General features: G+C 34.8%; 28 protein-coding genes. 19 read left to right on the forward strand and 9 right to left on the reverse strand.

The window, feature by feature from the left end:
• Positions 1–5: 5 nt before the first annotated feature.
• The 13 genes from EQM13_RS03565 (at position 6) to EQM13_RS03625 (ending at position 11,326) form a co-directional block, all read left to right on the forward strand.
• On the forward strand, positions 6–686 hold the full coding sequence (locus tag EQM13_RS03565; RefSeq protein ID WP_128751977.1) for a class II aldolase/adducin family protein: 681 nt from the start codon (positions 6–8) through the stop codon (positions 684–686).
• 57 nt (positions 687–743) lie between these two features.
• Positions 744–1,781 (forward strand): alcohol dehydrogenase catalytic domain-containing protein, encoded by a 1,038-nt coding sequence (locus tag EQM13_RS03570; RefSeq protein WP_128751978.1) that lies wholly within the window; start codon positions 744–746, stop codon positions 1,779–1,781.
• A gap of 66 nt (positions 1,782–1,847) precedes the next feature.
• The gene (locus EQM13_RS03575; RefSeq protein ID WP_128751979.1) at positions 1,848–2,507 is read left to right on the forward strand and encodes a bifunctional 2-keto-4-hydroxyglutarate aldolase/2-keto-3-deoxy-6-phosphogluconate aldolase; all 660 of its coding nucleotides are present in this window, start codon (positions 1,848–1,850) and stop codon (positions 2,505–2,507) included.
• A gap of 41 nt (positions 2,508–2,548) precedes the next feature.
• The gene (locus EQM13_RS03580; protein ID WP_071140451.1) at positions 2,549–3,010 is read left to right on the forward strand and encodes a PTS sugar transporter subunit IIA; all 462 of its coding nucleotides are present in this window, start codon (positions 2,549–2,551) and stop codon (positions 3,008–3,010) included.
• A gap of 31 nt (positions 3,011–3,041) precedes the next feature.
• The gene (locus EQM13_RS03585; protein WP_071140452.1) at positions 3,042–3,338 is read left to right on the forward strand and encodes a PTS sugar transporter subunit IIB; all 297 of its coding nucleotides are present in this window, start codon (positions 3,042–3,044) and stop codon (positions 3,336–3,338) included.
• Positions 3,338–4,681 carry a PTS galactitol transporter subunit IIC gene (locus EQM13_RS03590; RefSeq protein WP_128751980.1) on the forward strand — a complete coding sequence of 448 codons (1,344 nt, stop codon included), beginning with the start codon at positions 3,338–3,340 and terminating at the stop codon, positions 4,679–4,681. Before EQM13_RS03585 ends, EQM13_RS03590 begins: the two co-directional genes overlap by 1 nt.
• 88 nt (positions 4,682–4,769) lie before the next feature.
• Entirely contained in the window at positions 4,770–5,543 is a 774-nt protein-coding gene (locus EQM13_RS03595; RefSeq protein WP_128751981.1) for an SDR family NAD(P)-dependent oxidoreductase, read from the forward strand.
• A complete protein-coding gene (locus EQM13_RS03600) occupies positions 5,530–5,835 on the forward strand; it encodes a hypothetical protein (RefSeq protein ID WP_128751982.1) in 306 nt (101 codons plus the stop codon). The genes EQM13_RS03595 and EQM13_RS03600 overlap by 14 nt, the downstream gene beginning before the upstream one ends.
• Positions 5,836–5,949: 114 nt before the next feature.
• Positions 5,950–6,756 (forward strand): hydroxypyruvate isomerase family protein, encoded by an 807-nt coding sequence (locus EQM13_RS03605; protein WP_206172796.1) that lies wholly within the window; start codon positions 5,950–5,952, stop codon positions 6,754–6,756.
• 26 nt (positions 6,757–6,782) lie between these two features.
• Entirely contained in the window at positions 6,783–7,667 is an 885-nt protein-coding gene (garR, locus tag EQM13_RS03610; RefSeq protein ID WP_128751984.1) for a 2-hydroxy-3-oxopropionate reductase, read from the forward strand.
• Positions 7,668–7,858: 191 nt separating this feature from the next.
• Positions 7,859–8,818 carry a phosphoglycerate dehydrogenase gene (locus EQM13_RS03615; RefSeq protein ID WP_128751985.1) on the forward strand — a complete coding sequence of 320 codons (960 nt, stop codon included), beginning with the start codon at positions 7,859–7,861 and terminating at the stop codon, positions 8,816–8,818.
• 34 nt (positions 8,819–8,852) lie between these two features.
• Complete coding sequence (locus EQM13_RS03620; protein ID WP_128751986.1) at positions 8,853–9,902, forward strand: alcohol dehydrogenase catalytic domain-containing protein; 1,050 nt, start codon at positions 8,853–8,855, stop codon at positions 9,900–9,902.
• Between the two features lie 392 nt (positions 9,903–10,294).
• Positions 10,295–11,326: a D-alanine--D-alanine ligase family protein gene (locus tag EQM13_RS03625; RefSeq protein ID WP_128751987.1), complete on the forward strand. Its 1,032-nt coding sequence runs from the start codon at positions 10,295–10,297 to the stop codon at positions 11,324–11,326.
• Positions 11,327–11,370: 44 nt separating this feature from the next.
• On the opposite strand, the gene EQM13_RS03630 is transcribed toward EQM13_RS03625, so the two are convergent.
• The 6 genes from EQM13_RS03630 to EQM13_RS03655 form a co-directional block, all read right to left on the reverse strand.
• Positions 11,371–12,768 (reverse strand): glycoside hydrolase family 1 protein, encoded by a 1,398-nt coding sequence (locus EQM13_RS03630; protein WP_114218190.1) that lies wholly within the window; start codon positions 12,766–12,768, stop codon positions 11,371–11,373.
• Positions 12,769–12,806: 38 nt separating this feature from the next.
• Positions 12,807–13,889 carry a DUF871 domain-containing protein gene (locus EQM13_RS03635; RefSeq protein ID WP_114218189.1) on the reverse strand — a complete coding sequence of 361 codons (1,083 nt, stop codon included), beginning with the start codon at positions 13,887–13,889 and terminating at the stop codon, positions 12,807–12,809.
• 137 nt (positions 13,890–14,026) lie between these two features.
• On the reverse strand, positions 14,027–15,358 hold the full coding sequence (celB, locus tag EQM13_RS03640) for a PTS cellobiose transporter subunit IIC (RefSeq protein ID WP_128751988.1): 1,332 nt from the start codon (positions 15,356–15,358) through the stop codon (positions 14,027–14,029).
• An 18-nt stretch (positions 15,359–15,376) separates the two neighbouring features.
• Complete coding sequence (locus tag EQM13_RS03645; RefSeq protein ID WP_071139620.1) at positions 15,377–15,688, reverse strand: PTS sugar transporter subunit IIB; 312 nt, start codon at positions 15,686–15,688, stop codon at positions 15,377–15,379.
• Between the two features lie 69 nt (positions 15,689–15,757).
• Positions 15,758–16,288: a glycine/betaine/sarcosine/D-proline family reductase selenoprotein B gene (locus EQM13_RS03650; RefSeq protein WP_128751989.1), complete on the reverse strand. Its 531-nt coding sequence runs from the start codon at positions 16,286–16,288 to the stop codon at positions 15,758–15,760.
• The gene (locus EQM13_RS03655) at positions 16,288–16,665 is read right to left on the reverse strand and encodes a PTS lactose/cellobiose transporter subunit IIA (RefSeq protein ID WP_071139622.1); all 378 of its coding nucleotides are present in this window, start codon (positions 16,663–16,665) and stop codon (positions 16,288–16,290) included. Before EQM13_RS03655 ends, EQM13_RS03650 begins: the two co-directional genes overlap by 1 nt.
• A gap of 299 nt (positions 16,666–16,964) precedes the next feature.
• Between EQM13_RS03655 and EQM13_RS03660 the strand changes: the two genes are divergently transcribed.
• The 6 genes from EQM13_RS03660 to EQM13_RS03685 all read left to right on the forward strand — a co-directional run bounded on the left by EQM13_RS03660 (position 16,965) and on the right by EQM13_RS03685 (position 24,064).
• Positions 16,965–19,628: a sigma 54-interacting transcriptional regulator gene (locus EQM13_RS03660; RefSeq protein ID WP_128751990.1), complete on the forward strand. Its 2,664-nt coding sequence runs from the start codon at positions 16,965–16,967 to the stop codon at positions 19,626–19,628.
• 45 nt (positions 19,629–19,673) lie between these two features.
• On the forward strand, positions 19,674–20,837 hold the full coding sequence (gene nagA, locus EQM13_RS03665) for an N-acetylglucosamine-6-phosphate deacetylase (protein WP_128751991.1): 1,164 nt from the start codon (positions 19,674–19,676) through the stop codon (positions 20,835–20,837).
• Positions 20,838–20,923: 86 nt separating this feature from the next.
• On the forward strand, positions 20,924–22,156 hold the full coding sequence (locus EQM13_RS03670; protein WP_128751992.1) for an NAD(P)-dependent malic enzyme: 1,233 nt from the start codon (positions 20,924–20,926) through the stop codon (positions 22,154–22,156).
• Positions 22,157–22,178: 22 nt separating this feature from the next.
• Complete coding sequence (locus EQM13_RS03675) at positions 22,179–23,021, forward strand: fumarate hydratase (protein ID WP_128751993.1); 843 nt, start codon at positions 22,179–22,181, stop codon at positions 23,019–23,021.
• 14 nt (positions 23,022–23,035) lie between these two features.
• Complete coding sequence (locus EQM13_RS03680; RefSeq protein ID WP_128751994.1) at positions 23,036–23,602, forward strand: Fe-S-containing hydro-lyase; 567 nt, start codon at positions 23,036–23,038, stop codon at positions 23,600–23,602.
• A gap of 48 nt (positions 23,603–23,650) precedes the next feature.
• Positions 23,651–24,064: a hypothetical protein gene (locus EQM13_RS03685; protein ID WP_128751995.1), complete on the forward strand. Its 414-nt coding sequence runs from the start codon at positions 23,651–23,653 to the stop codon at positions 24,062–24,064.
• Between the two features lie 48 nt (positions 24,065–24,112).
• Here the strand turns inward: EQM13_RS03685 and EQM13_RS03690 are convergent, their stop codons facing one another.
• From EQM13_RS03690 to EQM13_RS03700, 3 genes are all read right to left on the reverse strand, one after another.
• Entirely contained in the window at positions 24,113–24,664 is a 552-nt protein-coding gene (locus EQM13_RS03690) for a helix-turn-helix domain-containing protein (protein WP_206172797.1), read from the reverse strand.
• Between the two features lie 351 nt (positions 24,665–25,015).
• The gene (locus EQM13_RS03695; protein ID WP_071139629.1) at positions 25,016–25,561 is read right to left on the reverse strand and encodes a rubrerythrin family protein; all 546 of its coding nucleotides are present in this window, start codon (positions 25,559–25,561) and stop codon (positions 25,016–25,018) included.
• Between the two features lie 47 nt (positions 25,562–25,608).
• Positions 25,609–26,040: a Fur family transcriptional regulator gene (locus EQM13_RS03700; RefSeq protein ID WP_071139630.1), complete on the reverse strand. Its 432-nt coding sequence runs from the start codon at positions 26,038–26,040 to the stop codon at positions 25,609–25,611.
• Between the last annotated feature and the right edge of the window lie 133 nt (positions 26,041–26,173).

Genomic DNA, 26,173 nt, shown 5'->3' on the forward strand with positions numbered 1-26,173 from the left:
GGGTTATGTCAGATATTAAAAAAAGTATTGAATTAGGAAAAAGAATAAGCGAATTGAAAGAAAAAGTACTTGAAACATCTCTAAAAATGTCAAGATCGGGGCTTAGTCCGGCAACGTGGGGCAATGTAAGTGCAAAGGATTCTGAATCCGGATTAATAGTAATAACTCCAAGCGGTATACCCTATGAAAAAATTCATCCAAAGGATTTATGTGTCGTAGATTTAGAAGGAAATATAGTGGATAGTAAGTGGAAACCATCTACGGAACTTCCCACACATTTAATATTTTATAGAAATAAATCATGGATTAATGGTGTGGTTCATACCCATTCCATTTATGCAACAGCCTTTGCGGCTTTGCAGAAAGAAATACCCGTAGTTGTAGCTACATTAGCAAGCGGTGTAGGTGGAAGCGTACCTTGTGCTCCATACACAAAATCGGGAACAGAAGAATTTGCAAAAGTTGCATTAGATGCAATGGGAGACAAAACAGCAGTATTATTGGGAAATCACGGAGTGGTATCAATAGGTTCAACTCTTGATGATGCATATACGGTAGCTGAATTGGTTGAGAATGCAGCTAAAATTTATCATATTGCATTAACGGCAGGGAAACCGAATATTTTATCCGATGAAGAAGCAAAGAAGATAAGAGAAAAGTATTTAACTAAATATGGTCAAAAATAATAGTCGGAAATTATACAACAGACCTTAGTAAAGTAAATAAGATAGGAGTGAATAAATATGAAAGCATTTATGTTAAAAGGTCTTAATCATGGAGAAGTAGTCGATGTACCAAAACCGGAAATTAGTGATGATGAAGTATTAGTTAAGGTAGATTCTTGTGCCATTTGCGGAACTGATATCAGAACTTATAGATATGGTCATGCAAAAGTTCAATATCCAAGAATAACTGGTCATGAATTTTCGGGGACCATCGCTGAAATAGGTAAAAATGTAAAGGGTTACAAAGAGGGAAGCAGAGTAATGGTAGTACCGGGTATATCTTGTAACGAATGTGATTTTTGCCAGCATGGATTTCAAAATTTATGTGAGAACAGAGTTATAATAGGATTTAATTTTGACGGTGGATTTGCAGAATATGTTAAAATACCAGCCATAGCTGTCAAAAAAGGAAATATAAAAGTACTACCCGACAAATTAAGTACAAAAGAAGCTTGCTTAGTAGAACCTTTTGCTGCTGTATATAACGGGCAAAGCTTGTTGGATATAAGTATTGGTACAACAGTTGCTATAATCGGCGGCGGACCTATTGGTATAATGCATGCTATACAAGCTCGTTACAGAGGAGCAAGTACTATTGCACTGTTTAACAGGTCGGAAGGACGCTGCAAGATAGCCAGAGGCTTTGACATAGATTACGTGGTTAATTCCGGAGAGAATGATATGATTGAAAAATCCAAAGAAATAACAAATGGAAAGGGATTTGACGTAGTCATAGTCAGCTGTGTTTCAGGAGAAGCTCAGGCTCAAGCATTGGAAATGGCAAAAAGAGGTGGAAAAGTAAGCTATTTCGCCGGACTTCCCCGCGGCAAATCAACAGTTCCCATAGATACTAATTTAATCCATTATAAGCAGTTGGGAGTATTTGGAGCTAACGGTTCGGGACCAAACCAATATGAAGCGGTTATTGGCTTCTTAGGCTCAGGAGTAGTTGATTTATCAAAGATAATAACTGCAGAGTTGCCTTTGGAAAGAATATTGGAAGGCTTTGAAAATAGTAAAAGCGGGTCGGGACTTAAAACAATAATTCATCCGTAGAAGTTGTTATCGGAAATAAAAATATAAGCTATAAAAGCAAATTTTGCCTTATAAGGAGTGGAAAAAATGCTACAAAAAGTAAAAATTTTAAGTAAAATTATTGACGGCGGAATTGTTGCGGTAATAAGAGCGGAAAGTGAAGATCAGGCTTTAAAGGCTGCAGAGGCTTGCCTGAAGGGAGGAATATCCGCTATTGAAGTAACATTTACTGTACCGTCTGCAGATAAGGTCATTTCTGCATTGATAAAAGAATATAAATCTGATGTTCTTACTGTTGGAGCAGGAACTGTTTTAGATGCGGAGACTTCAAGGATTGCTATACTTTCCGGAGCTCAATACGTAGTTACACCATATTTGAATATAGATGCAATAAGAACTTGTAACAGATATCAGATACCTATAATGTCAGGAGCTATGAGTGTAAGAGATGTGGCAGAAGCTTTAGAGGCCGGAACCGATATTGTAAAATTATTCCCTGGAGAATTTTTAGGGCCGTCTTTTGTAAAGTCCATTAGAGGGCCGATACCATATGCGCCATTGATGCCCACAGGAGGAGTTAGTTTAGATAATGTTACAGATTGGTTTAAAGCGGGAGTAGATGCTGTAGGTGTTGGAGGAAGTTTGACTTCAGGTATAAAAACCGGAGATTATAAATCGGTTACAGAAATCGGTAAAAAATTCGTAGAAAAAATTCAAGAATTTAAGAAAGGTCATAATGTCAAATGATTCAAAATGCAAGCTTAAATGCGTTAAATGGAGGGAAATCAATGGATATAAAAATTGAAGAGGATTTAGTTCTTTTAAATATTAAGGCAAAGGATAAAGTAGAGGTTATCTCAAAGCTTGCCAATTTGCTTAGAAAGGAGGGATGTGTAAAAGATAGTTATCTCAATGCGGTAATCAAAAGAGAAGGGATTTTTCCTACAGGATTACCTACAATACCGCAATCAATTGCCATACCTCATACGGATGCTGAGCATTGTTTAAAGACATCTGTTGCGGTGGCTACATTGGAGGAACCTGTAAAATTTGGCTTGATGGGGGATGATATTAATACCGTAGATGCTAAAGCTGTATTTCTTTTGGCAGTAGATAATAAAGAAAAACAAGTAATGTTTTTATCTAAGCTTTTTCATATATTTGATGATTCCAATTCTTTGGTAAAAATATTAAATGCCAAGAAGCCGAAAGAAATTGTTGATGAGTTGCTCAGGGCAATTCAAAGCTAAATTAAAAGATAGAAAAAAGGAGAGGATCTATTTGTCTAAAAAAAGAGTAATAACTTTATGCGGTTCTGGAATCGCGAGCTCTACAATATGTGCTCAAAAAATCAAGAAATACTGTCAGGAAAACGGGGTTGATGTTGAAGTCCAACCTCTTGCCTTTGGACAATTGGAAGGAGCAAAAGCAGAAGCTGATTTAATAGTGTCGGTAACTCCGGGAGTAAAAGTGGATACTGATATTCCTGTAATAAGTGGAGTTCCTTTTCTTACAGGAGTAGGTCAACAAGAAGTTTTAAAGAAGGTCATAGAAATTTTAAAAAAGGAGGATAAATAATGGGTGGACTACTTAAGGTTGTAAATTATATAGTCGCATTAGGAGCAAATGTATTTTTACCTGTTATAATGTTTTTTATAGGGATTATTTTCGGATTAAAACCGGGAAAAGCATTAAGAGCCGGATTAACTTTGGGAGTGGCTTTTACTGCAATTAATTTGTTTATTTCACAATTATTGGTTGGGCAGATTGCTCCCGCTGCTCAGCAGATGATAACAAGTACAGGCTTAAGTTTGACAGCTATGGATGTAGGCTGGCCTGCTGCATCTACAATAAGCTGGTCTTGGAAATATGCGGCAACTATATTTCCGTTTCAGATAGTTGTAAACCTGATTTTATTGTGGGTAGGATTTACTAATACATTGACCGTTGACTTATGGAATGTTTGGCAGAAAATATTTGCAGGTGCTATAATTTATTATTTCACTGGAAACTTATGGATATCGTATGCAGGAGCATTACTCTTGATAATACTTGAATTAAAAGTTGGAGATTTAATTGCAAAAAGAACTCAAGATGCAATGGGAGTTCCTGGAGTTACAATTCCTCATGCATGTACTATGTGGCTTCTTCCTTTAACTCCTCTTATATATTTGCTTGATAAAATACCGGCTTTAAACAAAGTTAAAATAGATGCCGAATATCTGCACAAAAAATTAGGATTTTTAGGAGACCCAATCATTCTTGGATTGGTATTAGGAGTAATCATAGGACTTTTAGCACGTTATCCCTTTGATCAAGTGCTTAAACTTGGGGTTACTACTGCTACTGTAATGTTTGTTTTGCCGAGGATTGCAAGTATATTCATGGAAGCTCTTATGCCTATTTCAGAATCTGCAAGTGAATTTATGAAAAAGAGATTCCCTGGAAGAGAAATATATATTGGATTGGATTGGCCGGTTTTAGGAGGCTATCCTGCAGTAATAACTGCATCAGTTGCTTTAATTCCTATTTTGATTTTACTTGCAATTGTACTTCCCGGAAATACAACGTTACCTTTTGGTGATCTTGCAAACTTTGGTTGTTTGATGGTTCCTGTGGCAGTTTTAACAGGCGGAGATTTAATAAAGACTCTTATAGTGGGAACTGCTACATTATGTGTTTCGCTGTGGGGAGCAAGTGCCGTAGCTGGGTCATTTACTACCTTAGCCAAAGAGGTTGGTTTTGCAATGCCTGAAAACGTAGCGCAAATAACTTGGTTAAAGACAAGTCCTCCGATTTGGGCTATATTTGAAGCTATTAAGGGCAATTGGACTACAGTTATTGTTTTGGTTGCTTTAGCTGTTATAAGTTTCTATCTCTTGAAGAAATACTATTCCAAGAGTGCAAACGATGCTAATTAATTAAACAGTTCTTAGTTATGTCTGACCCTGTAGGAGATAATTTATACAGGGTCAGGGTGTTATATATATTTTATAAGGTGGGATATATATGGGTTATTTTGATAATAAAAAAGTAGTAGTAACCGGCGGAAGCAGCGGGATTGGTTTTGGTATAGCAAAATTGTTTGCTGAAAATGGAGCTACAGTTATATTAATAGCCCGTAATGCCGAAAAGCTGGAAGGAGCTTACAAGAAAATTCAGGATATTAACTCTCATGTTTACAAATATGCTTGTGATGTAAGTAATCCTTCGGAAATAGAGGATACATGTGAAAAGATCTGTAAAGAAGTAGGAGTACCAGATGTTTTGGCAAATGTTGCGGGAGGATTTACCGAGAAAATATCTTGGGATAAAATTACACCGGAGGTATTGGAGCAATCAATGAGGACAAATTTATTTAGTGGGTTTTATTTTACTAAATTCTTTGCAGGTGCTATGAAGGATAATTCTGTGAAAGGTTCAATAGTAAATATCGGTTCTTCAAGTGCTCTTCAGGTTAAGAGGGGAAGAATACAGTATACACTAAGCAAATCCGGAGTTCATACTATGACTAAGGTATTGGCTCTTGATTTAGCTCAATATGGCATAAGAGTAAATTCTATCGCTCCGGGACCAACCAAAACAGAAAAAATAGAAAAGAGATTTGATGATCCTAAGTTAAGAGAACAAGAATTGAAGCGTATGAAAAGTATACCTTTAGGAAGATTAGCAGATGTAGAAGAAATTGCTAATGCCGTATATTTCTTGGCATCTGATAAGGCATCTTTTATAACAGGAGTTGTACTGCCTGTTGATGGAGGTTATACTGTTGGAATTTATTAAAATATTGGTACTACAAAGCTCTTGCAGTGGGAGAAATATAAAGGTTTTGAATTATATAAACTCAGCGTTAGAACAAATCAACATAAAAGATATTAAGATAATAAATGTTGATTTTAACGGATTTAAATATTGGGATTCTAAACATACTATAATAGTCACCCCTGTACCTGTTGCACAGAAAATAGAGTCTCAGTCCTTGGTATGTCAAGGAGCATATTTGGGTTTAGTATCCCAAGATGAGTTTAATAAGTTATTAAAAGAATGTATAGAAAAAACATATGCAAATGTCTAATAATTTCCCAATGCTATTTAGATAATTAAAAGATTAATCTTGTGATATAATAAAGTTATATTAGGGTCTATTATATAAAGAAAGGAAGGTGAGAATCCTGACATATGATTTGTTGTGGTCTGTGTCAGGATAGAAATGTTTAAATTTGTAGCTAACTTAAGTCTGTTATTTAATGAAGTTCCTTTTATGGAAAGATTCAGTGCTGCCAGAAAAGCTGGATTTAGTTATGTTGAGTTCATGTTTCCTTATGATTATAAGACGGAAGAGATAAAGGAAGAGCTTAAGAAGAATGACTTAAAGCTCATTTTGTTTAATCTTCCTGCCGGAGATTGGGATAATGGAGATAGAGGGACAGCTGTAGATCCCAGTCGAAAAAAAGAATTTATAGATGGAGTAAAAAAAGCGGTAGATACTGCCTCAGAGTTGGGAGTTTCTAAAATAAATTGTCTGATGGGAAATAAATGTACTGCTTTCCCTGAAAAAGAAGTAAGAAAAAATTTAGTTGAAAATTTAAGATATGCTGCTGATGAATTGGGTAAGAATAACATAAAGCTTTTGATTGAAGCGGTTAATCATGTGAATATGCCCAGCTTCAACATTCATAAAGTGAAAGATGCAATGAAATTAATTTCTGAAGTTGATAACCCCAATATATTTTTACAATATGACGTATACCATGCGGCGAAAGAAAAGGAAGACCAAAGGTTTATATTGGAAAATTATCTTGATAAAATAGATCACATTCAAGTAGCGGATAATCCTGACAGACATCAGCCGGGTACAGGAGATATAGATTATAAATATATATTCGATTTCATTAAAAACTCAAATTATAAGGGATATATATCAATGGAATATATTCCCGAACCGGATACTTTGACATCATTAAAGTGGCTGGATAAGTTCGGTTTTAAACTTTAATACTTATTAACATAGGAGGAAAAAATATGAAAATAGGGTTTATTGGATTAGGAATCATGGGAAGACCTATGAGTAAGAACCTGCTGAAAGCAGGATATGAGTTAGTAGTCTATGACAGAAACAAGTGGAAAAGAGACGAAGTGATAAAAGAGGGAGCAGAAGAAGGAACATCACCGAAGGATGTAGCATCAAGAAGTGATGTGATAATAACAATGCTTCCAAATTCTCCCCAAGTAAAAGAAGTAGTATTGGGGAATGGAGGAGTAATAGAAGGAGCAAAAGAAGGATCGATATTAATAGATATGAGCTCCATAGCGCCGCTTGCAAGTAGAGAAGTATCAGAAAAATTGGCAGAAAAGAAGATAAGAATGATAGATGCTCCGGTAAGCGGAGGAGAACCGAAAGCAATAGACGGAACTCTTTCAATAATGGTAGGAGGAGAAGAAAAGGACTTTGAAGAATGCCTGCCCATACTGAAGACAATGGGGTCATCAGCAGTACTATGTGGAGAGATAGGAGCAGGCAATGTAACAAAACTTGCGAATCAAATAATGGTAGCAGTAAACATAGCAGGGATGTCGGAAGCATTAGTATTGGCGGCAAAAAGTGGAGTAAGTCCTGAGAAGGTATATAATGCAGTAAGGGGAGGATTAGCAGGAAGTACAGTATTAGATGCAAAGGCTCCCCTTATAATGGATAGAAAATTCGATCCAGGATTCAGAATAGATCTTCATATTAAGGATCTGGGAAATGTAATAGAAACAGGTCATGGAGTAGGGGTTCCGTTGCCGTTAACATCATCCGTAATGGAAATGTTCCAAGCATTAAAAGTGGATGGATTGGGTTCGGAAGACCATGGAGCCTTAGTAAAATTTTATGAGAAACTTTCACATATAGAGGTAACTCGATAGAGTAAGAAAAAAGATATATGATTAAAGTCCTAACTTTATAATTCAGGCTTATAAGTTAGGGCTTGTGATTTGTTTGAGGGCCATAGTTTAATGCTTTCAACTGTTGGCCTAAACGATTAATTTTGAAAATAATTTTGAAAAATTTTATATGTTTTTTACATTAGGCAGTAGAGAAAGGAATGATTATTAAGATGAAGAAATGGAAAGTCGTATCAACGGCGGTAACTTTTGGAAGATTTCATAAAGAACCGGTTAAAAGATTGGAAGAAATAGGCTGTGAAGTAATGATCAATCCATTCGGAAGGCCATTTACAACAGAAGAGATGATTAAGTACGGAAAAGATGCTGATGCTTTGATAGTCGGCAATGATAAAGTCGTAAAAGAAGCAATAGATCAATGTAAAAAGTTAAAGATAATTGCAAAACATGGTGTCGGCGTTGACGGCATTGATATTAAGGCAGCCCATGACCGGGGGATCATCGTTACAAATGCTCCGGGAACAAACTGTCAAGAGGTAGCAGATTGTGCAATGGGATTTATTTTAATGCTTGCAAGGGATTATTATCGTGCAGTTTTTGAAACAAAATCGGGAAAATGGATTAAAAGACCTGGAATCAGCCTTTATCAAAAAACGATAGGAATTTTAGGCCTTGGCAATATTGGAACAGCAATGGCAAAAAGAGCCGCAGGATTTGATATGAATATACTTGGATATGATATTAAGGAAAGACAGGAAGTTCGTGATTTGGGAGTTAAATATGTTTCATTGGAAGAGCTTTTATCTAATTCTGATTTTATTACTCTTCATCTGCCCCTTAATGATGGTACTCGAAATCTTATCGATTCTGAGAAATTCAAGATGATGAAAAAGGGAACGATTCTTGTAAATACCGCAAGAAGTCAGATAGTGAATAGCGAAGCCTTATATAAGGCTTTACAAGACGGAACTTTATTGGGGTATGCGACTGATGTATATGACTCTGAACCACCGGTTAGACAACCATTTTTTGACTTACCCAATGTTTTGCTGACACCTCATGAAGCCGGAACTACATTTGATTCAAATAAGCGTATGGGAAATACGGCAGTAGATAATGTAATTGCTGTTTTAACCGGAAAAGAGCCTCCATTTATTATAACGGGGAAATAGATATAGATTAAAAACATATGAGAGGAGAACAGATATGAAAGTTGCTGTATATAACGGAATTAAGAATATTACTATTGAAAGTCGTGAAAAGCCTGTTGCAGGGCCGGATGATTTTATTTTAAAGGTAAAAGCTGCGGCATTGTGCGGTTCGGATTTGAGGACATATCTTCATGGACATCCGAAGATTACACCGCCACAGGTATTGGGTCATGAATTTGCCGGAGTAGTAGACTCTGTTGGTAAAAATATTAAGGGAGTTAAAGTAGGAGATAGAGTTGCGGTTCATCCCGGAATTCCTTGTGGTCACTGCTATTACTGCGATAGAGGCGAACAAAATATGTGTGAGAGCAGAAAGCAGATCGGCATCCACTATCAAGGGGGTTTCGGGGAATATGTATTGATACCTGGAAAGACTCTTGAAGTCGGAACGGTCGTTAAAATACCGGAGGATTGCAGCTATGAAGTTGCGGCCTTGGGAGATCCTCTTGTTTCAGCTATGAACGGTCAAGAAGTAGTGGGCACGAAAATGGGAGATATTGTACTTATTTTAGGATCAGGTCCTATAGGTATTTTCCATGCTATGCTCTCTAAACTGAGAGGCGCTCAGGATGTTATTCTTGCCAATCCGTCTCCGGGAAGATTACAGTATGCTAAAGAACATAGTATAGCGGATCATTATTATTGTATTAATGAAGGAACTGATTTCCGTGGATATATTGATTCGTTGACAGAAGGAAGAGGAGCAGATGTAGTAATCGTTGCAAATACATCTGTAAAATCTGCTTGCCAAGCTGTTGAGTTAGTAGCGAAAAATGGTAGAGTATTACTGTTCGCCGGATTTCCAAAGGAGGCTCCGCAATTAGGATTGGACGGGAATTTAATTCACTACAAGCAAATCAGAGTGATGGGCTCCTTAGGTTCTACTCCGAGACAATATCAAATGGCAGAAAAATTATTGTTTAGTAAGAGGATTGACGGAGAACTACTGATAACCCATAGAATTCCGTTAGAAAAAATAAATGAAGGATTTCAATTGATGATAGATGGAAAATCATTAAAAGTTATTATCAACAAATTTGACTAAAAGTAAAAATCCGTACCAATATTAATATTGGTACGGATTTTTTTTAGGATGAAGGGGACGGTTCTTTTTGTTTGAAAAATCAAACAAAAAGAACCGTCCCCTAGTCTATAAAAATTTTACGATCCGATGGTTTATATGCTATAATAATATTATAAAGTTAACAAATTCGGTTTTCTATTAGTTTATCATACCGTATATATTTCTTTAAGTCCTATAGAATTCTGTAGATCATTCACTTAGTAATGTATTATAATATCTGTTAAAATTCTATATACCGATGTTATTCAGAATAATTAAAATTTTTTAGTTATTTTTTGCTAAATACTCATTAGGATCTTAGCCGTTTATTTTTATTGACTAAAAACTAAGGAAAACAATAAGGGGGAATTTATATGAGATTAAAAATTGGGTTGATTTCCGATAAACCACAAGGAGAAACTAATTGTACTGCAGAAACTAAACATACTGATATTCAGAAAAAGTCAACTAATGAAGAAATATATAAGGTCTTAAAAAAGAAATATGATGTAGTAGAAATCATAGCTGATAATAGGATTATTAAAAACTTAATCGAAAGTAAAATCGATTTGGCCTTCCCTCTATGTACCGGAATCTCCGGTGAAAGTAGGCAGTCCCAGGTTCCGGCGATTTTAGAGATGCTTAGAATACCATACATTGGCTCAGGGATTTTGGCTCATTCTCTATCCTTAAATAAAGCTGTAGCGAAACAGATATTCGCTTATAATAATATTTTAACGCCTTCATTTCAAATATTTAATACTGCAGGTGAAAATTTCAATATGAATTTAAAATTTCCGCTAATAGTGAAGCCTTCCTGTGAGGGATCCGGCTTTGGAATCCACAAAGATAGTGTTGTTTACAATAAACAAGATCTTATGGGAAAAATAAAGAGCCTGCTTAAAAGCTATTGCCCTCCTGTTTTGGCAGAGGAGTTTATTAAGGGAAGGGAATTTACAATAGGAATAATCGGTAATGGAAGTGAAAAACGTTTTTTACCGATAATGGAGATAAATTTTGACGATGTTCCCGAAAAATTCGGTAAATTTTATACATTTGAAGTGAAATCTCAGCTTAGTGAAAAAACCAAATATATATGTCCGGCTTCAATAAATAAAGATATAGAACTAAAGATAAAAAATAGTGCCGGAAGAGCCTTTGATGCTCTCGGCTGCAGAGATTTTGCAAGAGTAGATGTAAGATTGAAGGAAGATCAGCCTTATGTACTTGAAATAAACAGTTTGCCGGGGTTGAAATCTCAATACAGTGATCTGCCCAAGATGGCATTAAAAGAGGGGTTATCCTATGATGAACTGATATTTAATATTGTAGAGATATCCATAAGAAGGATAAACAAAGATAAAAGATATATGGAAGAGAAGGTATCGGATAAAAAGATTTCTTAATTAAACCGCCTAACCAATAACTGGTCAGGCGGTTTAATAATTTATTATAAAATTTTTCCGTTTGATTTAATAACATTTTTATACCAATAAAAACTTTTTTTTCTGATTCTTCTTAAGTCTTTTAAATCAAATTCATCTCTGTTTACATAAATAAAACCATATCGTTTTTTAAATCCCTGATGAGTACTTACGAGATCAATAGCCGACCAGGGGCAATATCCTATTAATTGAACTCCGTCAGTAACCGCAAGTTTTGCCTGTTCAATGTGTTTACGTAGATAATCGATACGATAATCATCATTTACGACATCACCTTTTTCTAATTTATCAAAAGCACCCAGACCGTTTTCGGAGACCAATAAAGGCAAATTATATCTGCCGCTTATTTCCCGTAAAGTAATGCGGAATCCGATAGGGTCTATTTCCCAATTGAATTCGGTTTTTTCTAAATTTGGATTTGAAGTTATATAGTATACTCCCTGTTCCCCTGCTGCTCCTTGTTGATCTGTATTGAAATCAAAGCTTGGTTTTTTAGATGCCGTTATTGTTGAATAATAGTTGAATGCAATAAAATCCGGCTTAGCTTCGGACAGTATTTCTTCATCACCTTTTTTGATATTTGGAGTAATATTTTTTTCTTTCATATAACTCCAAGCTGTATTGTTGTACCTTCCGAATACGGCCGCATCTAAATACAGCCAATTTCTTATTGATGAGAAATTTTGAGCTGCTAATACGTCTTCAGGATCTGAGCTTGCAGGGTAGATATAGGCGATATTTGGTGCGGGGCCAATCTTTGCATCCGGGCACATAATGTGGCATAATTTCATGACTTTAGCCTGAGCCAACAGCATATGATGATTTTGTTGATATAGTTCTTTTTTGGGATTTTTTGTACTTAAATTGGGGATCCCGACAGCTTTATTATTTAATATCATAATGTTTTGTTCATTGATTGTAAGCCAATACTTTACCCTGTCTCCAAAATTGGAAAAAAGAATTTTTCCATAGTTTTCAAATAAGTCTACTATCTCATAATTAGACCAGCCGCCTTTTTTCTCCAATGAATAGGGCAGATCAAAATGATACATGGTGACGATGGGTTCAATGTTATAGGACAATAATTCGTTAATTAGATTATTGTAGAATTCTATTCCTTTATGATTAATTTCCCCAAACCCTTTTGGAAGAATTCTGCTCCAAGCTATAGAAAAACGGTAGGCTTTCAGTCCCATTTCTGAAAACAGCTTTATATCTTCTTTGTAACGATGATAATGATCGATTGATGTTTTAAAATCCGAGGTATTTTCAGGATGTTCCGCCATATCTTGAACCGAAGGGCCTTTTCCATCTTCATCCCAGCCTCCTTCCACTTGATAAGCGGAAGTGGATGCTCCCCACAGAAAATCTTCGCTGAAGTCTTTTAACTTTTTATGTTCCATACTACTGCCTCCCAGAACTTATTAATTTTAAATAAAAATTATAAATTGAACCTGAATTTTTGCCATGGTTTTATATAATCAATTAAAAATACTTCATCTTCTGCTATTTTTCCCACTACATTTGTTTTCCCGTCATTATCCATATCCTTTAATGCAATATGAAGTTCTCCCGTATAATTTTGATACAGAGAATTATCTATTGTTATATCTCCTCTTTTGATATCTGTTGTATTAAAGGGTTCAAAGCCGGGAGTATCGGGAGACACTCTGTATTTACTTGATCTTATCATATATTCGGATATATCGCCTCTGTTAAAATGAATGTTTTTGAAGACTATATCTTTTTGAGCATCAGGGATGCCGTCTTTTAATTCAATTTTGAGACTGAGCATATAGGGGTCAATATTACTTAAAGCTTTCAGTTCTTCTTCCGATGCAAATTCATTTGCAATTATTACATCATCAATTAAATTTGTAGAAAACAGATGCTTTGCCTGAACATCTATAGGGAGGTTTCTGTGTTCTTCCAATGTGCATAATCCTTCACTTACAGGCCATGGTCCATATTTGGCATTTTTTGAAGAGACAAAAGCCGCTGTTCTTATATTGTATTTTTTAAATTGTTCATTGCATTTCATAAAGTGATTGTATCCTATTCCCGAATATCTGTGGGGATAGAAATTGTGGCATCCTAAGATATTTTCCAAATTAGGTTGGAAACTGAATATGTTGTCCACATATTTTGTTCCTGCGCTCATATTTAATTCTATTTTTAGTCCGTATTTGTTAAAGGTCATTACGGATTCTTCCATTCCTGAAAATCCGTTGTCCAACCTTATGCCGTAAAGGCCCATATCTTTAAAAATACCTAAATCATCATAACTTATTTCAAGATACTTAAATACTTCCGGATTTATATCCGCAATGACTTCAATTCCATATTTGTTGGCGTGAGCTATTGTTTTTTTAAATTCATCAAGAATTTTTTCCTTATCCCCCTTGACGGAAAGAAGACATGTAAATACTCTTTTAAAACCGTATTTTGCCGCTTTGTCGATATATCCTAAATTTTCATCTAATTTTACATGAGCCGGGTATACAGAAAATCCGATTTTTTTCATAATGATTCCTCCATTTTTGTTCCCTTTTATTCGACAAAAAATTAAATTTTGATTATAATAAAATGTGAGATTGATTTTGTTAATCTTTTAAAGGTATTCAGGTGACTTTCGCAGAGTCACCTGAATACTGGTTTCTCCTAATTTATATTATTTTCCGGAGCTGTATTATAGGATTTTTCCTGTTCAAGATATTGTTTATCGACAGTTTTTATAAATGGGAGATATATGAAAAATGATATGATCAATCCTACAAATTGTAATAAGGCTCCTCTTATACCTCCGCAAAGGAAACCGCCTATTATCGGAGGAGTAGTCCATGGAACCAGTACGCCGTTTGGTTTTGGTACGAGGCCTATAGCCATTGATCCGTAGCATACTAAACATAGAACTAAAGGAGTTATTATAAATGGGATTATCATCATAGGATTTAAAACTACAGGTAATCCGAATATTATAGGTTCGTTTATATTAAATATCCCCGGAAAAATTGAAAGTTTGCCGAGTTTTTTACATTGCTGTGATTTGCATACAAAAAGCATTGCAAGGCATAATCCCAGTGTGGCGCCTCCTCCTCCCATCCATAAGTATATCTGATTAAATTGTTGAGTTATAATATGGGGCAGTTCGCTTCCAGCTTGATATGCAGCAAGATTTTCTGTCGCCAGAGCTATCCAGATGGGATTCATTACTGATTGTACAATATCCGCACCATGTATTCCGAATATCCAAAATAGTCCCACAAAGAAATTTGCAATCAAAGCAGCTCCTAAGGTGTCCCCCAAGGATGTAAGAGGTACCTGTAAAATGGAATATATAAAATTGTGTATAGTTTCAAAAGGAGTAAATGCAAAAATTAATCTTATTATATCAAAAATAATTATAGTAATTGCAGCCGGAATTAAGGATGAAAAAGCTTTTCCCACTGTAGGGGGAACTCCTGCCGGCATTTTAATTACCCATCCTTTTTTAGTTACCCATTTTACTATTTCCGTAGAGAGTATAGCTGTAAGCATTCCTACAAATAATCCCTTTGCGCCTATCCATTCGGTGGGAATGATGCCTGTAACTTTAAATGTTTGATCCATTCCTTCGGGTGTAAAACTTGTAACAAAAGGTGTCAATATAAAAAATGCTACAAGAGATATGACTGCAGTGTTTAACCTTTCTAACTTGTAATAATCCGACAGACTTCCGGAGATACCTATTATTACAAATATGGTCATTATGGACATGGTTGTATTATAGGCTACTGAAAAGAAATCCATCCAATTTTCTCCGAATACTCTTGCCATAAATGCGTCATATCCCGTAATAGGCAAATAGGCAAGCAACATGAATATGGAACCGATTATAAGCAAAGGCATAGTTAACATGAATCCGTCACGTATGGCAAGTAAATACCTGTTGTTGGCAAATTTGTCCGCTACCGGCATTAACTTGTTTTCCAATGAATCCATTCTTTTACTCATATGAAATCCTCCTTATATTTATTTTTTCATCATTTTTATAGCCTTTTCCAGTACTTTTTCTCCGTCTACCATTCCATAGTCTACGGAGTTTATTACATCCACGGGAATTTTTTTTTCGTCACATAATTTTTTGGCTCTTCTAAGGGCGTATCTTATTTGCGGACCCAATAGTACCACATCCACGTCGTCATCGATACGTTTTTCCATTTGGGCTTCAGGAAGAGTTTCTATTGATACTTCGATTCCCTTATCCTTTGCTGATTTTTGCATTTTTGTTGCTAACAGACTTGTTGACATTCCGGCAGAACAAAACAAGACAATTTTTTTCATTGGACTCACCCCCTTTTTTAAATTTATATGACATTGGTTTGAACATATTAAACCAACGTTATATGCTTATTAATCTTTAGGGAAATACCCATCTTCCTGAGAAGTACCTATTGTTTCATGATTTGCCAACTTGATGGCAAATTTTGAAATTTTTCTTAGAGAATTATTTAGTCCAGTTTCTCCTCTGTTTGGAGTTTCTATAATATAAATTTTATTTCTGAACAATTCGGTGCCGGTACTATCCTCAGACATTGCAGCAAAGGCAGGTATATTAAGTTTTTCTTCTATAGCTATAGTAAGATATCCGCAGCATTCTCCATATCTTTTATAATTTAATGCAGGTCCGCATATAACTACGTCCGGTTTGAAATTTTTAATAATATTTAGGATTTCTTCTATGGCAAGATCTTTATTTTGCAGAAAATAGTTATCTCCGCATATTATCGTAGCTACTATATCAGCTCCTTCTCTTTGAAGCATGGATTTTAAAATCATACCGGTCCCTATAGCTCCATTTTGAAACTGAGGTTTTATATCCATTCTTTCATCCCCGCCAAAACCCGCTTGTACTTGATTTAAAAATTGTATGGCCTTTATCATTAGAATTCAGCTCCTTTACAATTATTTGATTTATCCTTTAGTTCGTTTATTTCTTTTTGCATATCTATCATGTATTTAATCATGTCCTTGGATAAAAGGGTAGTCATTAAATGATCCTGAGCATGAATAGTTAAAAGATTTATCTCCATATGAATTCCCTGAGCTTCTTTTTGAATAAAATTAGTTTGTAAATTATGGGCTTTAATTATATATTCATCAGCTTTTTTTAAATATTTTTCTGCCTCTTCATACTCTTTGTTTCTAACTAATTCAAATGCTTTATATATATCACTTCTTGCATCACCGGAGAGACTTATTAACTTGAATATATATTGTTCATTAAACCCAGTTTCAACAGTATTAGCGTTTTCCTCCATAAATAACTCCTCCATTATATGAAATTTAATATCAACTAATTAAATATACAAATATTTAGATGCATTTGTTATGCCAAAACACTAATGGCGGTAATAAAGTATATATTAAAAAATAATGTTTGATAAAACTCATTAGTGTTTGATATTTTAATATATAAATAAATTAGTGTTTAAACAATTTAAACACTTTATGAAATAATAAAAACTATGATATAATGTTCTTAAATATTTATAATAAAATCTTGTGATATGATAGTGGCTAATTATCCGGCAATTTTAAAGAAAAAGGAGGAACCGCCGTGAATAAGAAGGAGATGATATATAACAAAATTTTAGAAGTTGGGGCTGAAAGAGGCATTGATGCTAAAACACTATCATCTCTTGTTAATATGAGCAGGGCCAATGTCAGCCATGAGTTAAACAACTTGGTAAGAGAAGGGAAATTATATAAATCTTCAGGACGGCCTGTTTTGTTTTTTGCTTTAAACAACAAAGGTATAACTAAAAAGGAAAGCAAACTTGATCAATTAGCTAAGAACAATAAAAGTTTAAAAAAAGTTGTAGAGCAGATGAAGGCTGCAGTATTATATCCGCCTAAAGGATTGCCTTCGCTTCTTTTGGGGGATACGGGAACGGGGAAATCAATGTTTGCTTCGTTGATGTACGAATATTCCAAAGAAATGGGAATGAGAGCCGAAAATTCACCATTCGTAGTTTTTAACTGTGCCGATTACAGTAATAATCCTAATTTACTTACTTCTCAACTTTTTGGTGTAAAAAAAGGAGCTTTTACCGGTGCCGAAACTGATAGGATCGGATTGATAGAAAAAGCCGACGGAGGGGTTCTTTTCTTAGATGAACTTCACAGACTTCCTCCTGAGGGACAGGAAATACTTTTTACATTTTTGGACACGGGATATTTTAGGCGAATCGGAGATTCGGAGACGAGAAAGTCCGATGTTCTTATAATTTCGGCTACTACGGAAAATCCTAATTCCACATTGTTAAGGACTTTTATAAGGAGAATTCCCATAATAATAAAAATTCCTTCTTTAAAAGAGAGGTCTTTGGAAGAAAGACTTTATTTGATTAAGAGCTTTTTTAAACAGGAAAGCTTAAGATTAAACAGAGAGATATATGTGTCGTTGAATACAATGAGAGCGTTTTTATCATATGATTGCCCCAATAATGTGGGACAGTTGAAAAGTGACGTTCAGCTTGTATGTGCCAAAGCATATTCGGAGTTTCTTACAAATATAAAGCCTGATGTGAGAATAAGAAGCGTCAATTTACCTCTATATATCAAAGAAGGACTTTATAAAGAGAAAGAACACAGAGCACTTTGGAATAAGTTGGTAGGCGAAGAAATAGAGTTTTTTAGGTTCTCTGGTTCTACAGATCATAATCGGGAACAATTCGGGAATGAGGATAACGGAGTATATGAGATTGTTGAGCAAAAATTGGAGAGATTAAAATCTCAAGGGATATCGGATATAGCTATAGAAAACATTTTAGGTAAGGATATTTCATCATATTTTCAAAAGAACATCAACGGAGTTTCTGAAGAAATAAACAGAAAAAATTTGTTGAGTATCATAGGAGAAGATGATTTAAACTGCATTGACAAGGTTATTTATTATATGGCTACAGAGCTGGGAAGAAATTTCAGCAGCAATATGTATACATGTTTGGCTTTACATATAAATACTTTAATTAACAGGGTTTATAGTAATAAATCCATTACCAATCCCCAGCTAAATAAAATAAAAGAATTGTATCCCAAAGAATTTGAAATAGCCTTGAAAGCCAAAAATATTATAGAAAATTACGTACATCATAAAATAGTCGAGGATGAAGCGGCATATTTAACTGTTTTTCTTCTTCCCGAAGATCGAATTAACAACGGAAATAATAAAGTTAAGGTTATACTTATTGCTCATGGTGATTCTACTGCTACATCAATGGCTGATGTTGTAAATAAACTTTTAGAAGAGCCCTGCATTCATGCCATAAATGCACCTCTTGATTTAAGTCCTTTAAATGTTTTGGATGAATGCAGAAAATTCGTGTCGGAAAACAAGAATACAAAAGATTATATTTTACTTGTGGACATGGGTTCCCTTACTACTTTTGCAGATATTATAGAAAAAGAATTTGATGTTTCCATGAAAGTCGTACCCCTTGTTTCGACTTTACATGCATTGGAGGCGGCCAGAAAGGCACTACTCGGTCTTTCCTTAAATGAAATTTATAAAGGGGTATTAGCTGTAAATTCGTATTTTGAAATGAATAGGCCATTAAAAGAACCTCAAAATAATAAACCAAGGGCGGTAATGATTACGTCATGCTTAAGCGGAGAAGGAGGAGCCGTAGCAATTAAGAGCTTTCTCAATAACAACCTTAAATATGACAAGGATATATTTGAGATAATTGTTCTTAACTGTTTGGATAAAAATTATTTTAAACAGAAAATTAATGAAATACGCAAAGACAAAGAAATTTTATTTATTGTTTCCTCATTTCCTGTTGACGTGGATATTAAACAGTATAATATGTATGATGTGATAAATATGAAAGTGATGGATGAGTTACAGGAAAGTATAAATATAAAAACTACATTAATAAAGATGCCGATAATTCTGAAAGAAAATATAGTAAACCTTGACGGAGAGGAACTTTATAATGATATAGTTTATTTTTTAAGCAGAGTGGAAGATGAACTGTCGATTAAACTAAAAAGTGAAAAGACTATCGGAGTAATTCTGCATATTGCCTTTATGATAAGCAAGCTAAAAAGCGGAGAAATTCCTGTTGAATATCCTGATAAAGAGGAGTTTATAGCTGAGAACATATACTATTATAATATTATTAAAGAATGTTTTATATTTCTATGCAACAAATATTCCGTGGAAATATCGGACAATGAAATCTGTTATGTAATGAAATTCTTTTTATATGAGTAAATATAGAAGGTAGGAAAGCAAAAAAATATTGGAGGTGTTATATAAATGAAGATGTTAATAAAAAATGTTAGTATAATTACTCCTTACGAAATAAAGAGGAATGGCAGTTTATCAATAGAGGATGGAATTATATCTAACATATTGGATGGAGATGCATCGGAGGAATATTATGATAAGATAATTGACGGAGAAAATGAATATCTGGCTCCGGGATTTATTGATATTCATAATCATGGAAATTTTGGACATGATGTCATGGAGGCAACTTTTGAGTCCCTTATAAGCATGGCCGATTTTCATATGAAAAATGGAGTTACGTCTTTTTTGGCAACTCCTATGACTGAATCCTTGGATAAAATTGAGAGCGCAATAAAAAACGTAAGAAAATATATTGAAAAGGAAAAGAAGGCTCCTAAGGTAAGATCCCAAGTTTTAGGCATATATTTGGAAGGTCCCTATTTTTCTATGGAAAGAAAGGGAGCTCAACCTCCTCAGTATATAAAGAACCCTAATGTGGAAGAAATCAAAAATCTTATAGAACTTTCAAATGACAATATCAAAGTAGTAGCTTTGGCGCCTGAACTAAAGGGGGCAAAGGAAGCCATAAAATACTTAAAAAACAAAGGGATAACTGTTTCAGCAGGTCATACCGACGGAAAATACGATGAAGTGAAATATGGCATTGAACTGGGAATAAGTCAGGCAACTCACCTTTACAACGGAATGAGGCCTTTTTCTCACAGAGAACCGGGAGTTATAGGGGCCGTATTAACAGATGAAAGGGTATCATGTGAGATCATATGTGATGGTATTCACCTTCATCCTGCAGCTATGAAGCTGGCAGTAAAAGCAAAAGGGAAGGACGGAATTATTTTAGTATCGGATGCAATGATGGCGACAGGGCTTAAGGACGGTGAATATAAGCTGGGAGGCCAGAATGTTTTTGTAAAGAAGGGTGCTGCTCGGTTAGCTGATGGAACCTTGGCAGGTTCTACTCTTACTTTGAATAGGGCTGTTTGGAATATGGTTCACATGGTGGGGGTTTCTCTTGAAGATGCGGTAAGAATGGCAAGCTTGAATCCTGCCAAGTCAATAGGTGAAAATGATAGAAAGGGAAGTATAGAAATAGGGAAGGATGCTGATTTGATTATATTCAACGATGATTTAAATATTTTGAAAGTAATAATTCATGGGCTTAGCATCGAATAGAACTATAGAAAAGCAGAATTTAATGATATAATAAATGTAAAAGTTATAAAAATTAATTATACAGGACAATGGTCGGGAGGAGTAAAATGAATTTGGACTTAAGAGAAAGAGCGCTGAAGTTTCACAAAGATAATCATGGGAAGATAGCTTTGAAATGTAAAGTACCTGTAAGAAATAAAGAGGACTTAACTCTTGCATATACTCCGGGGGTTGCAGAACCTTGCATGGAAATATATAAGGATTATGATTGTATATACGATTATACTTCAAAAGGAAACTGGGTTGCAGTTGTAACTAACGGAACAGCCGTATTAGGTTTGGGAAATATAGGCGCCGGAGCGGGACTTCCCGTTATGGAAGGAAAATCCGTATTGTTTAAATCCTTTGCAGGAGTAGATGCCTTTCCTATATGCTTAGACACTGATGATCCGAAGGAAATTATAGAAATAGTAAAGACTATGGAACCTACCTTTGGAGGAATCAACTTAGAAGATATAAAGGCTCCCCAATGTTTTGAAATAGAGGAAGGTCTTAAAAAAGTTTGCAATATTCCCGTTTTTCATGACGATCAACATGGTACGGCAGTTGTTTCAACTTCTTGCTTAATAAACGGATTGAAAATCGTTAACAAAACATTTAAGAAAATAAAGGTAGTAATAAACGGAGCGGGAGCAGCTGGAACTGCCATATCTAAATTGCTTTTGAAAATGGGGGTTGAGGACCTTATATTATGCGACAGCAAAGGGGCAATATTTAAAGGAAGAAATATAGGCATGAATAAATATAAGGATGAAATGGCAGAAATAAGTAATAAGAATTTAGTTAAAGGAAATTTAAAAGATGCATTAAAGGGAGCCGATGTTTTTATAGGAGTATCTACTGCAAATTGTGTTACAAGAGATATGATCAAATCAATGAACAGAGATCCTATTGTTATGGCTATGGCAAACCCCAATCCGGAAATACTTCCAAAAGAAGCGATGGAAGGAGGAGCAAAGATTGTTTGTACGGGCCGTTCGGATTATCCGAATCAGGTTAACAATGTATTGGCCTTTCCGGGAATATTTAGGGGTGCTTTAGATATTCGTGCTTCGGAGATAAATGATGAAATGAAGATAGCCGCTGCTTATGCGATAGCAGATATCGTGGATGAGAATGAATTAAGGCCGGAATTTGTTATACCTCAGGCTTTTGATTTAAGAATAGCTCCAAAAGTTGCATCTGCTGTAGCCCGTTCGGCTATTGAAACAGGAGTGTCACGTAAAAGAGATGTTACTCCCGAAATGGTGGAAAAGCATACGAAAGATCTGCTTAAATAATTGTTTTAAGAGGATGAGAGAGATGAGAGATATAGATATAAAATTAATCATAAATGCTGTAAAAAATGCTTGTATGGATTCTAATTATTACCTTGGAAATGATGTAAAGAATGAAATTATAAGAAGCTATGAAGAGGAAACTTGGGAAATAGCAAGAGATTCATTGAATAAGATAATAAAAAATATAGACATATCCGAAAGGGAAAAGGTGCCTCTGTGTCAAGATACGGGGATGGCTTGTGTATTTGTTGAAATAGGCCAGGAAGTCCATATTGTAAACGGAAGTATTGAGGATGCCATTAATGAAGGAGTAAGACAGGGATATAAGGAAGGATATTTGAGAAAATCGGTTGTGAGGGACCCATTGAACAGGATAAATACCGGAGATAATACCCCTGCTGTTATAAACTATAATATAGTTTCGGGAGATAAATTGAAAATAATTGTGTCTCCAAAGGGATTTGGTTCTGAAAATATGAGCCAGATCAAAATGCTGAAACCTGCCGACGGAGTAGAAGGAGTTAAAGAATTTGTGCTTAAGACGGTAAGAGAAGGAGGAGGAAATCCGTGTCCACCTATAGTAGTGGGAGTAGGGATCGGAGGAACCTTTGACAGAGTGGCTTATCTGGCAAAAAAAGCACTTTTAAGGCCCTTATCTCAAAGAAATAAGGATAGGTATTATGCGGATTTGGAGTCGGAGTTATTGAAAGAGATTAACGATACGGGTATAGGACCTCAGGGATTCGGAGGGAAAACTACTGCTCTCGGAGTGAATATTGAAACTTATCCCACCCATATAGCGGGACTTCCCGTAGCAGTAAATATCAGCTGTCATGTTACAAGACATGTGGAAGTGGAGATATAAAGGAGAGATAATATATGAAGAAGACAATAACAACTCCCCTGACGAAAGATAAAGTGAGAGAGTTGAGGGCAGGGGATATTGTATTGATTTCAGGCATTGTTTATACGGGGAGAGATGCCGCCCATAAAAGGCTCGTAGATTTGCTTAGGAAAGGTGAAAAACTTCCGATAGATATCGAAAATCAAATTATATATTATGTAGGCCCCACTCCTGCAAAGCCTAATCAGATTATAGGATCTGCAGGGCCTACTACAAGTGGGAGGATGGATAAATATACTCCGATGTTGCTGGATAGGGGATTAAAGGGGATGATAGGGAAAGGAACGAGATCTCAGGAAGTAATCGAGTCCATGAAAAAAAATACGGCGGTATATTTTGCTGCGATAGGAGGAGCAGGGGCGTTACTAGGAAAATGTGTAAAAAAATCGGAAATAGTTGCTTATGAAGATCTGGACTCGGAAGCAGTAAGAAAGCTTGAAGTTGAGAACTTGCCCGTTATTGTAGCTATAGATTCTGAAGGAAATAACTTGTATGAAATAGGGCCTGAAGAATATTTGCATAATGGACAGGATATAAAATAAAGGGAGTGATCATGTATAAAATTAAAGTCTGCAAATAGTCCTGAGATAATGGAAAGCTATATAAAGGCAGATACCAATAAAAGAAGAGAGCTCCTTAAAGATGTAGAAAAAATTGACATAAATGCAGTTAGTATACCTGCCAAACCAGTTGATATCGATAAAATAGAGTGGTTTTTCAGTACCAAGGAATTGTGCAGAGTAATATATGATTTAAAGGATGCAGATGAAATTAAAATAAATCCGGGTCTTGTATCGACAAAACAAGATTGGAATATAGTAGGCTTTAAAGGAGGTTCGGAACCGGGAGTTATTAATTATACCCATGTTTTGCAAAAAGAAAAGGATAAGGACGTATATTCTGTTTCAGTGACGGTAAATGATACGGCTAATTTGATTGATGAAAACAAAGTAGCGGAATTAACGTCAAGGCTGATTTCCTTAATAGGTGATGGAAAGATATAATAATTCAGGTGGATGTTGTTTTCCACCTGAATATTTATTTAAGTGATATCAGAAACTTGCTGGCGTTATTGCCCATATAGATATGCATACGTTATCACCGATATTAACGTATCTATGGGGAATAGTGCTTTCAAAATAAATACTGTCCCCTTCTTCTAATATATGATTTCCTTCGGCCGTTTCTACCATCAGTTTTCCTTCTATTACTATTCCACATTCTTCTCCCTCGTGGGCAGTTAAATTTTCGGTTGAACAGTCCTCTGGCTTTATAGTAATATACAGAAATTCTATTTTTCGATTTAAATCGGAAGATAATAGTTCATATATAGCATTGGAATTTGATATGAGAATTTTTTTTCTGTTGGACTTTTTAACTACTGGATTTGCCTGCACTGCGTTATTTTCTTGAAAGAAATAGCTTATGGGAACACCTAAACTTTGGGCAATACTCCAAAGAGATGAGATAGAAGGATTACCCATATTTCTTTCGATCTGACTTATAAGCCCGCAACTTATTCCTGATTTTTCTGCCAGGTCGGCAATACTCATATTCTGTTCTTTTCTTAGTTTTTTTATTTTTTTTCCAATATCAATATCCAAAATATTCACTCCCAAAATTAACATAAAATATTTTACATATTCTATATTATCAGGAAATGAAAAAAAATACAACAAAATTTGCTAAAATAAGTAGAAAAGTGAAAAAATATAGAATATTAAGGATAAAAATGTTTTATTGAATTGTTATAAGTATTAAATCAGATATATAGTGTTTTTGGGTTGTTGTATTAAAAACGAACTAACCATTGGTTTTTATTTTTTATGTAATAAAAAGGACTGTATACTAATTAATAATATGCTCTCCTTAATATGACAGACAGATGAAACTGTTTAACAAAAGGAGGAACATATCATAATTAGTATAACAGTCCTAATATATATTAGATGGCATTAAAATATTTTAAATTTGCTATTTGGTGCACCACAGATTGGACATTTGTCAACGGGTCCGCCTATTTCCACAAAACCACAGAACGGACAAACATATATTTTATCTGCTTCAATATCTTTTCCAGAGTCTACTGCCTTTTTAGCCTCTTCGAATAATTTTGCATGAACTTTTTCTGCTGCTATAGCAAACTTCATAGAGTTAATGGCTTCTTTTTCTTCCTGCATTTCTGCTACATTAATGTAAGCAGGATACATTTCGTTTACTTCAAATAATTCTCCATTCTTTGCTGCTTCAAGATTTTCCGATGTAGTTCCAAATCCGAAGCCTGCTCCTGAAGTTACATCAAAGTCACCCTTTACATTTTTTAAAGCTTTGAAATGTGCAGTGGCATGGATTTGTTCTGCCGAAGCTACTGCTCTGAACAGCCTTGCTACATTTGGGAATCCGTCTTTTTCGGCTTTTTCACCCCAAATTAAATATCTCATGTGAGCCTGGCTTTCTCCGCCAAAGGCTGATCTTAAATTTTTAGCTGTCATATCATGCATTTAAAATTCCCCCTTAAATTTTATTTATATAAATTTTAGTGAATAGGCTAATTATTGTTATTTTTTTCTTCAATGCATTTATTGCATAATCCATAGTAATAAATATTTTTGCTATTTATTTTAAATCCTTCAATTCCCTTTTCATTTAAATCCTTCCCTTCAATTTTAAAATCATATATTTTTCCACAACTTTCGCATTTGAAATGGCCGTGAAGAGAAGTATCTATATCATATCTTGTTTCCTTTTCGTCAATTTTTATAAGTTTTACTATATTGTTTTTTAAAAACAATTCCATTGTGTTATATATGCTTGTTTTTGATAAAGTAGGTATTTCATTAATAAGATTATTATAAATTTCGTCAATAGTCGGATGAATTCTGTTGTTTAATAAAAAGTCAAAAACCTTAATTCTAATTGTAGAAGGTTTAATATTATGCTCTTTTAAATATTTTTTTATTTGTTCCGTATTTTGTTTCATTTGGACAATCTCCCTTCTTGGGAAAATTATTCGTGGAATATTTTAATATTGAACTGATTTCAAATTTGTATCGATTACAATATTATTATAGTGTTGAAAAACAAAATTGTCAATACCATTTTTAAAATTTTTT

Origin of the sequence: Acidilutibacter cellobiosedens (assembly GCF_004103715.1) — a bacterium.
GTDB lineage: Bacteria > Bacillota > Clostridia > Tissierellales > Acidilutibacteraceae > Acidilutibacter > Acidilutibacter cellobiosedens.

What these genes read in the sequence shown, in the direction of transcription:
- EQM13_RS03635 (WP_114218189.1), bottom strand. Translation starts at nt 13,889, where the DNA reads ATGAAAAAAATCGGATTTTCTGTATACCCGGCTCATGTAAAATTAGAT.
- EQM13_RS03700 (WP_071139630.1), bottom strand. Translation starts at nt 26,040, where the DNA reads ATGAAACAAAATACGGAACAAATAAAAAAATATTTAAAAGAGCATAAT.
- EQM13_RS03565 (WP_128751977.1), top strand. Translation starts at nt 6, where the DNA reads ATGTCAGATATTAAAAAAAGTATTGAATTAGGAAAAAGAATAAGCGAA.
- nagA (WP_128751991.1), top strand. Translation starts at nt 19,674, where the DNA reads ATGAAGATGTTAATAAAAAATGTTAGTATAATTACTCCTTACGAAATA.
- EQM13_RS03695 (WP_071139629.1), bottom strand. Translation starts at nt 25,561, where the DNA reads ATGCATGATATGACAGCTAAAAATTTAAGATCAGCCTTTGGCGGAGAA.
- EQM13_RS03570 (WP_128751978.1), top strand. Translation starts at nt 744, where the DNA reads ATGAAAGCATTTATGTTAAAAGGTCTTAATCATGGAGAAGTAGTCGAT.
- garR (WP_128751984.1), top strand. Translation starts at nt 6,783, where the DNA reads ATGAAAATAGGGTTTATTGGATTAGGAATCATGGGAAGACCTATGAGT.
- EQM13_RS03590 (WP_128751980.1), top strand. Translation starts at nt 3,338, where the DNA reads ATGGGTGGACTACTTAAGGTTGTAAATTATATAGTCGCATTAGGAGCA.
- EQM13_RS03645 (WP_071139620.1), bottom strand. Translation starts at nt 15,688, where the DNA reads ATGAAAAAAATTGTCTTGTTTTGTTCTGCCGGAATGTCAACAAGTCTG.
- EQM13_RS03630 (WP_114218190.1), bottom strand. Translation starts at nt 12,768, where the DNA reads ATGGAACATAAAAAGTTAAAAGACTTCAGCGAAGATTTTCTGTGGGGA.
- celB (WP_128751988.1), bottom strand. Translation starts at nt 15,358, where the DNA reads ATGAGTAAAAGAATGGATTCATTGGAAAACAAGTTAATGCCGGTAGCG.
- EQM13_RS03575 (WP_128751979.1), top strand. Translation starts at nt 1,848, where the DNA reads ATGCTACAAAAAGTAAAAATTTTAAGTAAAATTATTGACGGCGGAATT.
- EQM13_RS03680 (WP_128751994.1), top strand. Translation starts at nt 23,036, where the DNA reads ATGAAGAAGACAATAACAACTCCCCTGACGAAAGATAAAGTGAGAGAG.
- EQM13_RS03595 (WP_128751981.1), top strand. Translation starts at nt 4,770, where the DNA reads ATGGGTTATTTTGATAATAAAAAAGTAGTAGTAACCGGCGGAAGCAGC.
- EQM13_RS03625 (WP_128751987.1), top strand. Translation starts at nt 10,295, where the DNA reads ATGAGATTAAAAATTGGGTTGATTTCCGATAAACCACAAGGAGAAACT.
- EQM13_RS03685 (WP_128751995.1), top strand. Translation starts at nt 23,651, where the DNA reads ATGGAAAGCTATATAAAGGCAGATACCAATAAAAGAAGAGAGCTCCTT.
- EQM13_RS03620 (WP_128751986.1), top strand. Translation starts at nt 8,853, where the DNA reads ATGAAAGTTGCTGTATATAACGGAATTAAGAATATTACTATTGAAAGT.
- EQM13_RS03670 (WP_128751992.1), top strand. Translation starts at nt 20,924, where the DNA reads ATGAATTTGGACTTAAGAGAAAGAGCGCTGAAGTTTCACAAAGATAAT.
- EQM13_RS03655 (WP_071139622.1), bottom strand. Translation starts at nt 16,665, where the DNA reads ATGGAGGAAAACGCTAATACTGTTGAAACTGGGTTTAATGAACAATAT.
- EQM13_RS03615 (WP_128751985.1), top strand. Translation starts at nt 7,859, where the DNA reads ATGAAGAAATGGAAAGTCGTATCAACGGCGGTAACTTTTGGAAGATTT.
- EQM13_RS03675 (WP_128751993.1), top strand. Translation starts at nt 22,179, where the DNA reads ATGAGAGATATAGATATAAAATTAATCATAAATGCTGTAAAAAATGCT.
- EQM13_RS03650 (WP_128751989.1), bottom strand. Translation starts at nt 16,288, where the DNA reads ATGATAAAGGCCATACAATTTTTAAATCAAGTACAAGCGGGTTTTGGC.
- EQM13_RS03580 (WP_071140451.1), top strand. Translation starts at nt 2,549, where the DNA reads ATGGATATAAAAATTGAAGAGGATTTAGTTCTTTTAAATATTAAGGCA.